The sequence below is a fragment of the Methylophilus sp. genome, from assembly GCF_052437885.1.
GTDB lineage: Bacteria > Pseudomonadota > Gammaproteobacteria > Burkholderiales > Methylophilaceae > Methylophilus.
In genome coordinates this window covers 82,296-95,995 of the sequence record NZ_JBQVPB010000013.1, presented here as the reverse complement: position 1 = coordinate 95,995, position 13,700 = coordinate 82,296, and the positions used below count along the sequence as shown (strand labels likewise).

10 protein-coding genes are annotated in these 13,700 nt (G+C 55.0%); 4 read left to right on the top strand and 6 right to left on the bottom strand.

Features of this window, described 5'->3' with window-relative positions:
- Positions 1-786: 786 nt before the first annotated feature.
- Positions 787-2,433, bottom strand: a complete 1,647-nt coding sequence (locus ACT6RZ_RS12970; RefSeq protein ID WP_444702516.1) for an electron transfer flavoprotein-ubiquinone oxidoreductase — start codon at positions 2,431-2,433, stop codon at positions 787-789.
- 28 nt (positions 2,434-2,461) lie between these two features.
- Complete coding sequence (locus ACT6RZ_RS12965; RefSeq protein ID WP_379056587.1) at positions 2,462-3,400, bottom strand: LysR family transcriptional regulator; 939 nt, start codon at positions 3,398-3,400, stop codon at positions 2,462-2,464.
- Between the two features lie 180 nt (positions 3,401-3,580).
- On the opposite strand from ACT6RZ_RS12965, the gene ACT6RZ_RS12960 reads away from it, so the two are divergent.
- The 4 genes from ACT6RZ_RS12960 to ACT6RZ_RS12945 all read left to right on the top strand — a co-directional run bounded on the left by ACT6RZ_RS12960 (position 3,581) and on the right by ACT6RZ_RS12945 (position 6,669).
- Positions 3,581-4,333 (top strand): electron transfer flavoprotein subunit beta/FixA family protein, encoded by a 753-nt coding sequence (locus ACT6RZ_RS12960; protein ID WP_444702515.1) that lies wholly within the window; start codon positions 3,581-3,583, stop codon positions 4,331-4,333.
- Complete coding sequence (locus ACT6RZ_RS12955) at positions 4,330-5,259, top strand: FAD-binding protein (RefSeq protein WP_444702514.1); 930 nt, start codon at positions 4,330-4,332, stop codon at positions 5,257-5,259. Before ACT6RZ_RS12960 ends, ACT6RZ_RS12955 begins: the two co-directional genes overlap by 4 nt.
- 63 nt (positions 5,260-5,322) lie before the next feature.
- Entirely contained in the window at positions 5,323-6,105 is a 783-nt protein-coding gene (locus tag ACT6RZ_RS12950) for a ferredoxin--NADP reductase (protein WP_444702513.1), read from the top strand.
- Between the two features lie 51 nt (positions 6,106-6,156).
- Positions 6,157-6,669 (top strand): GNAT family N-acetyltransferase, encoded by a 513-nt coding sequence (locus tag ACT6RZ_RS12945; RefSeq protein WP_444702512.1) that lies wholly within the window; start codon positions 6,157-6,159, stop codon positions 6,667-6,669.
- Positions 6,670-6,700: 31 nt separating this feature from the next.
- Here ACT6RZ_RS12945 and ACT6RZ_RS12940 read toward each other — a convergent pair whose 3' ends face one another.
- From ACT6RZ_RS12940 to ACT6RZ_RS12925, 4 genes are all read right to left on the bottom strand, one after another.
- Complete coding sequence (locus ACT6RZ_RS12940) at positions 6,701-8,119, bottom strand: MFS transporter (protein WP_444702511.1); 1,419 nt, start codon at positions 8,117-8,119, stop codon at positions 6,701-6,703.
- Between the two features lie 115 nt (positions 8,120-8,234).
- Positions 8,235-9,026: an SDR family NAD(P)-dependent oxidoreductase gene (locus ACT6RZ_RS12935; protein WP_444702510.1), complete on the bottom strand. Its 792-nt coding sequence runs from the start codon at positions 9,024-9,026 to the stop codon at positions 8,235-8,237.
- 177 nt (positions 9,027-9,203) lie between these two features.
- The gene (locus tag ACT6RZ_RS12930) at positions 9,204-10,136 is read right to left on the bottom strand and encodes a response regulator (RefSeq protein WP_444702509.1); all 933 of its coding nucleotides are present in this window, start codon (positions 10,134-10,136) and stop codon (positions 9,204-9,206) included.
- Positions 10,133-13,570 carry a hybrid sensor histidine kinase/response regulator gene (locus ACT6RZ_RS12925; protein WP_444702508.1) on the bottom strand — a complete coding sequence of 1,146 codons (3,438 nt, stop codon included), beginning with the start codon at positions 13,568-13,570 and terminating at the stop codon, positions 10,133-10,135. The genes ACT6RZ_RS12930 and ACT6RZ_RS12925 overlap by 4 nt, the downstream gene beginning before the upstream one ends.
- Positions 13,571-13,700: the final 130 nt, after the last annotated feature.

Sequence of the window (13,700 nt, the reverse complement as noted above, 5' to 3'; positions counted from 1 at the left end):
AAATAAGCGGTCGCGAAACTCGCCCTAGCGGCCTGCACACCCCGCAGACCACCGCGGAGCTCAGACAGTCGCTCCCTTCCTCCTTATTTTGACTCCGCTACTCGGCGCGTCAGATAGGGGCCCGTTTAGACCCACCACGTTTAGAGAGTAGTGAAGCTCTAACTGCACAGGGCGCTTAGTAACCCTCTTAACTTCCAAAACTAAAACCAACAAACCAACAAACCAACAAACCAACCCACCAACAAACCAATGCTTTTGGTTTGTTGGTGGGTTTTTGTTTCATTTTCGTTTTTTGCTTTGTTTTATTTCAATGTTTGCGCGGGAATAAATGCGGCGAGTCTCTTTTAACTAAGAGCGTGTGGTTTTAACGGGCCCCTATCTGACGCGCCGAGTAGCGCAGTCAGCGTGGGAGTTTTCGGCCAGCGTCTGTTCGAGTTCCGCGGTGGCCTGCGTTGTGTGCAGGCCGCTAGGGCGAGTTTCGTTGGACGCCCACGTTGACGAGCAACGCAGGGAAAAAGCGGAAGCTAGGGTGCATTTCTTTTGGTTACGTTTTCTTTGGGCAAGCAAAGAAAAGTAACTCGCCTAGAGGCGAAAAACAACGGTGAATCAGAGCACTGAACTAGAGCAAAGAAATACCGATTAAAACTTCATAGAAAGTGCACCGCCGGTTCTTTGCTGCAACCAAGCTAAGCATTCACCTTGCCTGGATTCCGGCCTCCGCCGGAATGACGGGCGAATGTAGCGCGCACGATTGCTCATAAACCAACCGCCACGAAATCAATCCTATCACTGCGAAACGTAATTCGGCCCGCTGCCACCCTCCGGTGGTACCCAGTTAATATTCTGCGTCGGGTCTTTAATATCGCAAGTCTTACAATGAATGCAATTTTGCGCATTGATCTGCAGTACCTGCTGCCCTTGCTGCTCAATAAACTCATACACCCCCGCCGGGCAATAGCGCTGCTCAGGCCCTGCATAGCGCGGCAGATTGACGCGTTCGGGGATATCCTGCACCGTCAGTTTCAAATGGCAGGGCTGCTGGTCATCATGGCCGATATTGCACAGGCTGACTGAACTGAGCTTATCAAAAGTCAGCACTCCGTCCGGCTTGGCATACTCCGGCTGGCGGCTATTCCTGGCTTCATCCAGGGTGGCGTGATCGGCGACCGTATGTTTAAGGGTCCACGGCAAGGTGATGCCAAAGCCTGACAACCACATTTCCACACCGCCCAGCACGGTGCCTACCCATGTGCCCCAGCGTGACAGATAGGGTTTCACATTGCGCACGGCGCTTAGATCCTGCCATACCCATGAGGCACGCAGTTTTTGCGGATAACTGGCCAGTATTTCCGGCGCGCCTTGCTGGATGGCTTCAAACACAGACTCGGCGGCCAGCATGCCGGATTTCATGGCATAGTGGGTGCCCTTGATCTTGGGCACATTGACCAGGCCAGCGCTGCACCCCAGCAATGCGCCACCGGGGAAGGCCAGCTCTGGCAATGACTGTATGCCGCCTTCTGAAATGGCACGCGCGCCATAACTGATGCGTTGCCCGCCTGCCAGCAGTGCCTTGAGCTTGGGCTGGGTCTTATAGGTCTGAAAAATATCAAACAATGACAGATACGGGTTGCTGTAATCCAGGTGTACCACATAGCCGACTGACACCAGGTTTTCGCCATGATGGTAGATAAAGCCTCCGCCACCGGTGTTGGCATCCAGCGGCCAGCCCAGCGTATGTTCGATCAGGCCCTGCTGGTGCAACTCAGGCTGGATGCGCCAGATCTCTTTGAACCCCAGCCCATATTTGGCCGGGCTGGCCGCCGTGCGTAAACCATAGCGGGCCTCAAGCTGTTTGGTCAGCGAACCGCGCGTGCCTTCGGCCACCAGGGTATATTTGGCGCGGATCTCGATACCAGGCGTGAAATTCGCCGTAGGTTCGCCCTGTTTATCCAGGCCCATATCGCCAGTGATGACACCGACCATGCGGCCGGCTTCATCATAACTTGGCGTTTGTGCAGAAAAGCCGGTGTAGATCTCTACCCCCAGTGCTTCGGCCTGACCTGCCAGCCAGCGGCAGACTTCACCCAGGCTGACGATATAGTTACCATGGTTGCGCATCAGCGGCGGCAGGGTCCATTCCGGCAAGGCCCAGTGTTTTTCCTGGCCTAACACCACAAAGGTATCTTTAGCGACCAGTGTATGCAGTGGCGCGCCCAGAGCCTGCCAGTCCGGCAGTAGCTCCTGCAAGGCCCTGGGGTCTAACACCGCGCCCGAGAAGATATGGCTGCCGACTTCGGCGCCTTTTTCCAGTACGCACACGCCCAGTTCCTGCCCTTGTGCCTGTGCCAGTTGTTTGAGACGGATGGCGGCTGATAATCCTGCCGGGCCAGCCCCGACGATCAGCACATCATATTCCATTACATCTCTTTCCATGCTTCCTCCAACATTCAGGTTCCTGCCATCAGGCAATCGCCGGGATATCAATTAAATCACTACGCGTCGCCCCTTGGGTGAACGCCTGGCAAAACGCCAGAAACTGGCGGATACCGCCGGTCTGGTATTTCTGCCGGTGCCATAAAAAATAAAAATTGCGGTGAAACTGCAGGCTGTGGTTCTCGATAGGCACCAGACTACCGCGCCTGAATGCGTCTTTGAGTGCCAGCCTGGAGATACAGCCTATGCCCAGCCCTGACTCAACCGCGCGCTTGATCGCCTCGGTATGTTCCAGTTCCAGCGTGATGTTCAGCCTGGAATAATCCTGGCTGAATGCACGGTCAAACGTCTCGCGGGTGCCCGAGCCTTTTTCACGCACTATCCATGGCTGCAATAACAGATCAGACTTATAGATGGTTTTACCAGTCTGCGCGATCTGTGCCAGCGGGTGCGTAGGCGCAGCAAAAATCACCAGTTCATCGGCGATCCAGGGCGCCACGGCGATATCCGGGTGGTTACACTCGCCCTCTATCATACCCAAATCCAGTGTATGATTCGCAATTTGCTCTACGATAGTGCGCGTATTTTGCACCTGCAGCTGGATATGGCTTTGCGGATACTGTTGCAGGAATTTGGCAACCAGTAAGGTGACCAGATAATTACCTACCGTCAGCGTGGCACCGATCTTCAAATGCCCGTAACCTTGCTGGCCATGCAGCATGCGCTCGATCTCGCGGGCACGGTCCAGCAACTCGACCGCTTTGGGCAATAGCTGTTGTCCGCTTTCGTTGATGCGTAAACTTTTGCCGACGCGGTCAAATAGCTGGATCTCGAATTGCTTTTCCAGCTCGATCAGCGCGGTACTGGCAGCCGATTGCGATAATGCTAATTGCTCACAGGCACGCGAGACACTACCAGCACGACTGATAGCGACGAATATCTCTAATTGCCTGAGCGTGTATTTCATTGCGGATAAAAGGATCTGGCAACGTTTTAGTCGCCTTAACATTAATCTATAAAATAGATATATATTATTATAATAATCAATTTAATAAATATTACAAGCTAGCTTAAAATGCTCGGTTACGATTTAGAACAGCTAAATTTAGAACACCTAGGCTAGAACATCTATGGAAAGCAGCACTTTATGAAAGCATTAGTAGCGATCAAACGGGTCGTTGATTATAACATCCAGGTACGCGTCAAGGCAGATGGTTCTGATGTGGATATCGAGGGCGTCAAAATGGGCATCAACCCGTTTGATGAAAATGCCATTGAAGAAGCCATACGCCTGAAAGAAAAAGGCATAGTCAGCGAGATCATTGCCGTCACCATAGGCGGTGCCGCAAACCAGGATATCCTGCGCCATGCGCTAGCCATGGGTGCAGACCGTGCCATGCTGATAGAAACCCAGGAGACCCTGCATTCGCTGGGCGTAGCCAAAGTGTTGAAAGCGGTAGTAGAGCGCGAACAGCCCAACCTCATTTTGCTGGGCAAGCAAGCCATTGATGATGATGCCGGCCAGACCGGGCAGATGCTGGCAGCCCTGCTGAAATTGCCACAGGCCACTTACGCCTCGCAAATCAGCATAGAAGGTGACCAGGCGACTGTGGTGCGCGAGATCGATGGCGGCACACAAACCCTGTCTGTCAGCCTGCCAGCGGTGATCACAGCTGACTTGCGCCTCAACGAACCACGCTATGTCAAACTGCCCAACCTGATGATGGCAAGAAAAAAACCGCTGGAGAACGTGCCACTGGATTCTCTCAATGTCTCCCTCAGCCACAATGTGCAGCAACTGAAGGTAGCCGCACCACCGGCACGCCCGGCTGGCGTCATGGTGAAAGATGTGAATGAATTATTGAGCAAATTGCGCTCACACGAAGGGATCATTAGATGAGAACACTGATTATCGCCGAACATGACGGCCAGCATTTGAATGAACAAGTGGCGCGTGCCGTCACCGCTGCGCAACACTGGCAACAGCCGGTAGATGTATTGATCGCCGGCGCCCAGCCCGAGGCAGTTGCCGCACAAGTGGCCGCCTTGCAGGGTGTAGACAGTGTATTGGTCGCCAGCGATGCGGCCTTGCAACACCCGACCGCAGAACACCTGGCTGACATCATCGTGCCACTGGCCGGCAGTTACACTGTGGTGCTGGCAGCGCACAGCGCTTTCAGCAAAAACGTACTGCCGCGCGTGGCCGCTTTGCTGGACGTGAACATGCTGTCCGACGTGCTGGAGATCCAGGATAGAAACACTTATGTGCGTGGCATTTATGCCGGTAACGTCCTGGCCACCGTGCACAACCAGGATGCTATCCAGGTATTGACCGTAAGAGGCAGCAAATTCGCAGTTGCCGCCGGCGGTGCCAGTGCCGCGATCAAACCGATCGCAACGCCTGCTGCGCCGCAAGGCAGCCGCTGGGTATCAGAAGCCTTTAACAAATCCGAGCGCCCGGCGCTGACCGCTGCCAAAGTAGTGGTCTCCGGCGGCCGTGCCCTGGGCAGTGCCGACGCTTTCGCCCAGGTCATCGCGCCATTGGCAGACAAACTGCATGCCGCCATTGGTGCCAGCCGTGCCGCGGTGGATGCCGGTTACGCACCCAACGACCTGCAAGTCGGCCAGACCGGCGTAGTGGTCGCGCCTGAACTGTATATCGCCGTCGGTATCTCCGGCGCCATCCAGCATGCTTATGGCATGAAGGACAGTAAGGTGGTAGTCGCGATCAACCAGGACCCGGAAGCGCAGATTTTCAAGATCGCTGACTACGGCCTGGTGGCAGACTTGTTTGAGGCCGTGCCAGAACTGACAGCTGCGCTATAATACCAATTTAGAATAAACCCTTTAAATTCAAACCCTTTGCCTAGTCGCGAGTAAAAATAAGACATGAGTAATAAAAAATATTCCACAGAAACGATATTGAGCGTTCATCACTGGAACGACACCCTGTTTAGTTTTAAGGCCACGCGCGACCCAGGTTTGCGTTTTGAGAACGGCCAGTTTGTCATGATAGGCATGGAAGTAGACGGCCTGCCACTGACACGCGCTTACAGTATCGCCAGCCCGAACTATGAAGAACATCTGGAGTTTTTCAGCATTAAAGTGCCTAACGGCCCGCTGACTTCACGCCTGCAACACCTGAAAGTGGGCGACCCTTTACTGGTCAGCCGCAAGCCTACCGGCACCCTGGTCACCCACGATCTGAAACCAGGTAAAAACCTGTATTTCTTCTCGACTGGTACCGGCCTGGCTCCGTTCATGAGCCTGATCCAGGATATAGAAGTGTATGACCGCTTTGAAAAAGTGATCCTGATCCACGGTGTGCGTCATGTGAATGAACTCGCTTACGCCGACTTTATTAGCCAGGAATTACCGAACAATGAATTCTTTGGCGAAGAAGTGAAAAACAAGCTGATCTACTACCCGACAGTGACGCGCGAACCATTCAGGAACCAGGGCCGCCTGACTGACCTGGTAGAAAGTGGCAAACTGTTCGAAGATATCGGCCTGCCACCGCTGAACCCTGAAACAGACCGCGCCATGATCTGCGGTAGCCCGGCCATGCTTAAGGATACCGCCGACATGCTGGACAAGCGCGGATTCAAGGTTTCACCACGTATCGGCGAACTAGGCGATTACGTGATTGAAAAGGCTTTTGTTGAAAAATAAGCCTTAAACAACCACTCAGCCATATGATCGCAGTGTGCAGATATCAAGTTTATGAAAAAGATATCTGACACTGCGATTTCTTTTCAGCGGGCGCAGCTGGCTAAAAAGAAACTCGACAAGATTTCTTTTGAGACTGCGCAGCTGGCTGACCTGCAGTCATTAAGCGCCCTGCTCACACTGCTGTTTGCGCAAGAACACGACTTCAGCCCTGACACCGCCGCCCAGCAACAAGGCCTGACTGCCATCTTGCAACAAGCGGATAGCGGCCGCATCCTGGTCGCCAGACATGAAGGGGTAGTGATCGCCATGGTGAGTTTGCTCTACACCATCTCCACCGCTCTCGGTGGCCGGGTCGCTTTACTGGAAGATATGGTGGTGCAGCCTGACTACCGTGGTCAGGGCGTAGGCGCGCGATTGCTGGAGTATGCACTGGCATACGCCCGCACACAGCAGATACTCAGGATCACCCTGCTCACCGACCACGACAATGCAGCCGCCCAGCAGCTCTACCGGCAGCACGGTTTTCAACAGTCCGGCATGCAGGCCTGGCGATTGATACTTTAAAACCTGAAGATCGCTACTTTAAAACAGGTTATCAGCGCCTGGCATCCTTCATGCCGATGGCGACCACGATCGCCAGCACAAACACCACCGAAAGCAACAAAAAGCCCTGCGCATAAGCCTGGAAGATGCCCGCAGCATTCGCGCCGCACACCTCCTGCCGCCACTCCAGAAATACCGCCATCATGGTCACGCCGACCACGCCACCCAGTTGTCTGGCATAACTGACGACCACCGAAGACTGGCCCAGATGCTGCGGCTCCATCTCGTGCAGGGTAGCCAGGTTGAGCGCAGGCAGTATCATGCCCAGCCCGATACGGCCGACCACGGTCGCGGCGACTATCTCCCAGTATTGCACGGTGTCGGCAGCCACAACAAACACCAGAAACGACGCGCCAAAGATAGACAAGCCCGCCAGCGTGATGCGCCTGGGTGACAGTTGATCGGCCATGCGCCCGGCAAAAGGAATAGTGAGCACCAGCGCGATGCCGGATGGCAGCAACAACAGGCCCGCGTCAGTCGCACTGAATGCCATGGCGGTTTGCAGGAATACCGGGATCAAATAAGTAGACGCGAATAAGCCGAAGCCATAGGCAAAAGCCACGAAAGTACCGCGACTGAAGGTAGGTCTGGAAAACAGGTGTAATTGAATGATGGCATGCGGCAAACGCTGTGCATGGCGGATATAGCAGATCATGGCCACCACCAGCAAAATGGCATAACCCCAGGTCCAGAACGCTACCAGGCCGCTATGGTGCAAGCTGGAAACAAATTCGATCAGGCCTATGGAAGCGGCAGATAACCAGCCCAGACCAGCCCAGTCAAACGGCTGCACCTCTCTTTTGCGCGGCGCTGGCAGCCAGATGCGGGCGGCGCCCAACGCCAGCAAGGCAAACGGCACGCCTAACAGAAAAATAGCCTGCCAGCCGAACTGGTCCAGCATCCAGCCACTGATAGAAGGCGCGATGGCCGGGGTGAAAGCGATGCCTACGATCAATATGCCAGAGGCCCTGCCCTGGATATTGGGCGGGAATAAGCGCATCAGCGCCATGATGCCCAGCGGTTGCAACACGCCCGCTGCCAGGCCCTGAACCAGCCGCGCAATGACGACATGCACAAAAGTATGCGAATAAAAGCCGGCGATACTGGCGGCGATCAACAGCCACAATGCCGCCATAAACACACGCCGCAGGCCAAAGCGCTCAAGTAACCAGGCGGCGGGCAACATGGCGATGGTCATGGCAGCCAGAAAAGCAGTCATGGCCCATTGCACATGGTCCTGGCCCAGATGAAAAGTCCTGGTCAGCGCCGGCACCGCCACATTGAAACTGGAGGTGCATAACACCCCGGCGATGGTGCCCAGGCCTATGATGCATAACACCATCCATTTATACTGTTCGCCATAGTGCTGCGCAAGTGCGTCAAAGGAATGAGCCTGCCGGAACAACCGCATCAAGTCTTACCCGCTGTTTATCTGTGATGGGTGACCATAACATGCCAGGCCAGCAGAGTCACCCGGTTTGGCACACCAGCAAGTGCAAAAAGCCTGCTGGTGCAGTGGATGCGGATCAGAACGCGCTTTTGATCACACCGCCATCGACACGTAAAGCGGCCCCGGTAGTGGCGGATGAGAGCGGGCTGGCGATATAAGCCACCAGGCTGGCGACCTCTTCGGTGCTGGCAAAGCGTTTGATCAGCGAGGTCGGCCTGACCTGCTCAAAAAACTCTTGTTCAAAGGCGGCTTGAGACTTGTTTTCGGCTTGCGCCAGCGCCTCAACAAAATCACCCACGCCGCGTGAACGTGTGGGGCCAGGCAGAATGCTGTTGACGGTGATCTGCGTTCCGGCCAGAGACTCTGCCAGGCCACGCGCCACCGCGATCTGTGCCGCTTTGGTCATGCCATAATGTATCATTTCCGGCGGGATCTGCACCCCGCTCTCACTGGAGATAAACACGATGCGGCCCCAGTCTTTTTGCTGCATACCGGCCAGATACAACCTGGCCAGGCGTACGCCACTCAATACATTCACATCAAAAAAACGTTGCCAGTCTTCATCGGGGATATCTGCAAATGCTTTGGGTTCAAAAATGCCCAGGTTATTCACCAGGATATCGATCTCGGGATAAGCCGCGACCAGCTTCTGCGCCACATCTGCCTGCGTCAGATCGCCGGCAAAGCCGGAAACAGTCTTGCCGGTGGCGCGCTGAATGTCATCTATCGCCTGCTGCACCGAGCTTTCAGAGCGGCCATTGATCACCACTTCGGCTCCTTCTTGTGCCAGCAAGCTGGCGATCGCCAGCCCTATCCCCGCCGTAGACCCGGAAACCAATGCTTTTTTGCCCTTCAGTTGCAAATCCATAGCAGCCTTTCTATTGAAAACCGTGATTGATCAGTGAGTGCGAGAATAGAATTACCGGGAATATTAATCCCTAATCTGCCACAAGCCCAGGCTTTATGCCGGGCTGACCGTATGCAGTATATGCGTAGCCTGTGGCCTGATGCGGTTCAGGCCAGAACAAGCAGCGCTGCAACCCTGCTAGAACTTGATTTTGGAAGTCACCAGCGAGGCAGCGGCAGTTCTGGTTTCCACGCCCAGTTTCTGGAACACATGTTCCAGATGTTTATTGATGGTGCGCGGGCTGGTGCCGAGGATCTCGCCGACATCCTTATTGGTTTTGCCTTTCACTGTCCAGTACAGGACTTCGGACTCGCGCTTGGTCAACTGGAATACTTTACCCAGTGATTCGATCTGCAATTCATCAGAGTGTTCGCGCAACACGATCACCCATTGCTCTTCACTGGTATTAGCCACGGTGAGACTGAGCCGCGCATTGCCCTGGTTGACACTCAGGGTCTGCATGGTCTGCCCGGCGGCAAATTGCTGCACGCAACTTTCCAGCCACTGGTAGATCATGGGGGGCAGGGTCTGCACCGCGCTATAAGCCTCTTTGGCTACCCATTCGGCAAAATATTGTTCCAGGTATTGCTTGGCTAAAGGTGTTTGCCATACCAGCCGTCTCCCCGTAGGCAAAATGGCAATGGTGGCCTGGCCGAACGCATCCAGCGCAGAAGTGGCCTGATGCATCTTGGTGGCGTTCTGCACATGCGCTTTCACGCGTGCCAGCACTTCTGCCGGGCGCACCGGCTTGGTGACATAATCAACGCCACCGGCATCAAAAGCCATGGTCACATGTTCTATCTCGGTCAGGCCGGTCATAAAGATCACCGGGATATGCTGGGTCTCGGCCGTGGCCTTGATACGCCTGCAAGTCGCAAATCCATCCAGGCCAGGCATCATGGCGTCCATCAGGATCACGTGTGGCTGCACCAGGTGTGCGACCTGCAGGGCCATTTCACCTGAATTGGCAACACAGACCTGATAGCCCGATTCATCCAGGGCGTCATGCAGATAAGCCAGGTTCTCCGGCACATCATCCACAATCAGCACGGTATAGTTTGGGTTGGTCATCTTGCATCCTCAATCAAGCGTTGCAGTGTAGCAAAATCAAAGCGTTCCATGGCCGCATTCAGTGCGTTTATCAAGGTCTGATGGTGCGAGTATTCGCGAGTCAGTGTAGTCATCACCTCACGCGCGCCTTTGACATAGCCGACCTTGGCGAACTGCATCAGGTTTTCCAGCAAGTCTTCCGGGATAGCCTTGGTATCGACCGCAGCAACGGCCACTGCCGACTCGGCGACAGAGAGTGCCTGCCGGTCCAGGCTGCTATCGACATAGCGCCAGGTCAGCTGCAGCTGATGGCCTACCCAATCCAGCACCTCGTCCAGATTCACCGGTTTAACAAAGAAATCCCGGGCCGGGATCTTGGCCTGGTTATCCAGGCTGCGGTCATAGGCATTGGCAGACACGATGGCGATAGGGATCTGCGAATGGTGTACCTCGCGGATGATGTAGGCGGCTTCCCAGCCGTCCATCACCGGCATGGCCAGGTCCATCAGTATCAGGTCGGCTTTGACTGCCTGGTACTGGTTGACACAGGCCTGGCCATTGGCAGCCTCGTGGATGATAAAGCCCAGCGGTTGCAGGGTATCGCGCAACAGCTCGCGGTCCGCGTCTTCATTATCCACCACCAGAATGGTGCGTGGCGTGCCCTGGTAGCCGGTACGCTGCCGCACTGCCTGTTTGGACAGATGTGCAGTTTCGCGGATCTGCGGCAAGAACAGCCGGATATCAAAACGCGTGCCATAGCCGACTACGCTGTCGAAATGGATCTCGCCGCCCATCAGCTGGGTTAACAGTTTACTGATGGTCAGGCCCAGGCCGGTACCGCCTATGCCGACCACATTGGCGGCGCTGCCACGCTCAAACGGCTCGAAGATCTTTTCGACCTCGTTAGGCGCAATGCCGGGGCCGGTATCCTGGATCTCGATCTGCGCGATCTCGCGTGCGTAGCTGATACGGAAAGTCACACTGCCCTTGCTGGTGAATTTCACCGCATTACCCAGGATATTCACCAGGATCTGCATCAGGCGTTTATGGTCTGCCCGCACATACTCCGGCAACACGCCCACCTGTTCAAAATGAAAGCTCAGGCCTTTGTTTTGCGCCTGTATCTCAAACATGCTGACGATATGGGTGATGAATTCGGGAAAATGCAGCGGTTTGACATCAAACGCCATTTTGCCGCTTTCAATACGCGCGATATCCAGTGTGCTTTCTATCAGTGACAGCAGGTGCTCGCCGCCACGGCTGATGGTCTTGATTGCCTGTTTGCGATGGTCGGGGATGCTGTCATCATTGGTCAGTAGCTGGGCATAACCGAGGATACTGTTGAGCGGCGTGCGCAATTCATGGCTGATGCCGGTGATATAGCGGCTCTTGGCCTGGTTGGCTTCTTCGGCCAGCTGGCGGGCTTTTTGCAGCTGGCTGTCGGTTTTCTTGTGCGATTCTATCTCTTCCAGCAACAGCCCGGTCTGGCGGTTGGATTCTTCCTGCGCCACCCGCCGGCTGGCAGAGGTGAGTACCAGCCACCAGGCGACGATGCCGCCCAGAAACAGCAGCGCGACGAAGATCTTGAGATAACCAAGGCGGAAGCGATGCATCAGTTCAGGTGCCTCCTGACCTATGGTCAGCGAATCATGCAGATAGATCAGGCCTATGGTGGCACCAAACAGCATCATGGCGATCACCATCAGCAACAGAAAATGGGCGACACCCCCATTCAGGTGCGGCCATAAGCGTTCAGGCAATATCTTTTTATTAAACGCCTCCCACTGCGCACTCAGTCGCGCCTGCGGTTTACAGGCATCATGGCACCTGGCATCCAGGCAGCAGCACAGCGAGCAGATGGCGCCGCCGTAAGCCGGGCATTGCGCCATATCACTGAGCTCGTATTCGCGCTCGCAGATCACGCACTGCTTGGTCGCGCTGGGTTGAAGATAGACCGGGCGCTGCCTGGCCAGGTAGTATTTGCCTTTGGTGTACCAGGCGATCAGCGGCGATAACAGCATCGCGGTGAATAATGAGATAAAAGTAGAAAATGATTGCGCGACCACGCCCATGACGCCGGTATATGCGGCGATAGAGATCGCCGACGCAATAAACATGGCGCCTACGCCTACCGGGTTGATGTCATACAGATAGGCGCGCCTGAACTCTATGCCCTTGGGGCTTAAACCGAGTGGCTTGTTGATGACCAGGTCAGCCACCACTGCCGCGATCCAGGCGATCGCGATATTGGCATACAGGCCCAGTATCTCTTCCAGTGCCTGGAACACATTCAGCTCCATCAGCACGATGGCGATCATCACATTGAATGCCACCCAGACGATACGGCCAGGGTGGCTATGCGTGAGGCGGGCGAAAAAATTAGACCACGCCAGTGAGCCGGCATAGGCATTGGTCATATTGACCTTGATCTGCGAGACGCAGACAAACAGCGCAGTCACCGCCAGCGCGATCTCATGGTTGCTGAACACATGTTCAAACCCCACCAGGTACATATGCGTAGGGTTGACCGCAGAACTCACCGGCATGCCACGGTTGAATACCAGATAGGCCAGCAACGCTCCGGCCAGCATTTTCAGCATGCCCAGGATCACCCAGCCCGGCCCGGCCAGCAACACGCCCAGGTTCCAGCGCCAGTAATTCTCTTTATTGCGCGCCGGCATAAAGCGCAAAAAGTCCACCTGCTCGCCCACTTGCGGGATCAGCGCCACCCCCACCGCCGTCGCCGCACCAAACATCAGCCAGTTGAAATGCCCGCCATTGGCCGACACCCCGGCAAAATCACTCAGGCGGCTGACCACATTCGGATCTGCGCGCAGGATAGCGAAAAAAGGCAGGAACATCAGCGCGATCCAGATCGGCTGCGTGATCATCTGGATACGGCTGATCAAGGTCACGCCATGCGTGACCAGCGGGATCACGATCAGCGCACTGACCAGGTAACCCAGATATAGCGGCAAATGGAAATAGAGTTCCAGCGCATAGCCCATGATCGCCGCTTCCAGCGAAAACAGGATAAAAGTGAACGAGGCGTAAATAAACGAGGAGATGGTAGAACCGATATAACCAAAACCGGCGCCACGCGTCAGCAGATCCATATCCAGCCCGTATTTGGCGGCGTAATAGCTGATAGGCAGACCAGTCAGAAAGATGATTGCCCCTACCGCCAGGATAGCCCATAAGGCATTCGGGAAACCGTAATTGATGGTGATGGTGCCACCGATCGCCTCCAGCACCAGAAAAGAGATCGCGCCCAGTGCCGTGTTCGAGACGCGCAAGATAGACCATTTGCGGAACGCGCGCGGCGTATAGCGCAGTGCATAATCCTCTATGGTCTCGTTCGCTACCCAATTGTTATAGTCGCGACGGATCTTGACGATACGTTGTATCGGTTCGGCAGTGATCTCGTTAGTTGATCCGGGAGACGGCGTAGACAATCAATAACCCTTTAATGATGACAGGCTTTAACAAACAGCCTGCGGCGATGTACCCCAGACGAAAAAATGAAAGACCAAAACTTTCCCCACGCTATCTTAAGGTCTGCAGGTGAATCAATCATTACGTTAA

Excerpts from the sequence above, each read along its gene's own strand:
- ACT6RZ_RS12940 (WP_444702511.1), bottom strand. The coding sequence starts at position 8,119 with ATGCGGTTGTTCCGGCAGGCTCATTCCTTTGACGCACTTGCGCAGCAC.
- ACT6RZ_RS12960 (WP_444702515.1), top strand. The coding sequence starts at position 3,581 with ATGAAAGCATTAGTAGCGATCAAACGGGTCGTTGATTATAACATCCAG.
- ACT6RZ_RS12950 (WP_444702513.1), top strand. The coding sequence starts at position 5,323 with ATGAGTAATAAAAAATATTCCACAGAAACGATATTGAGCGTTCATCAC.
- ACT6RZ_RS12955 (WP_444702514.1), top strand. The coding sequence starts at position 4,330 with ATGAGAACACTGATTATCGCCGAACATGACGGCCAGCATTTGAATGAA.
- ACT6RZ_RS12945 (WP_444702512.1), top strand. The coding sequence starts at position 6,157 with ATGAAAAAGATATCTGACACTGCGATTTCTTTTCAGCGGGCGCAGCTG.
- ACT6RZ_RS12970 (WP_444702516.1), bottom strand. The coding sequence starts at position 2,433 with ATGGAAAGAGATGTAATGGAATATGATGTGCTGATCGTCGGGGCTGGC.
- ACT6RZ_RS12930 (WP_444702509.1), bottom strand. The coding sequence starts at position 10,136 with ATGACCAACCCAAACTATACCGTGCTGATTGTGGATGATGTGCCGGAG.
- ACT6RZ_RS12965 (WP_379056587.1), bottom strand. The coding sequence starts at position 3,400 with ATGAAATACACGCTCAGGCAATTAGAGATATTCGTCGCTATCAGTCGT.
- ACT6RZ_RS12935 (WP_444702510.1), bottom strand. The coding sequence starts at position 9,026 with ATGGATTTGCAACTGAAGGGCAAAAAAGCATTGGTTTCCGGGTCTACG.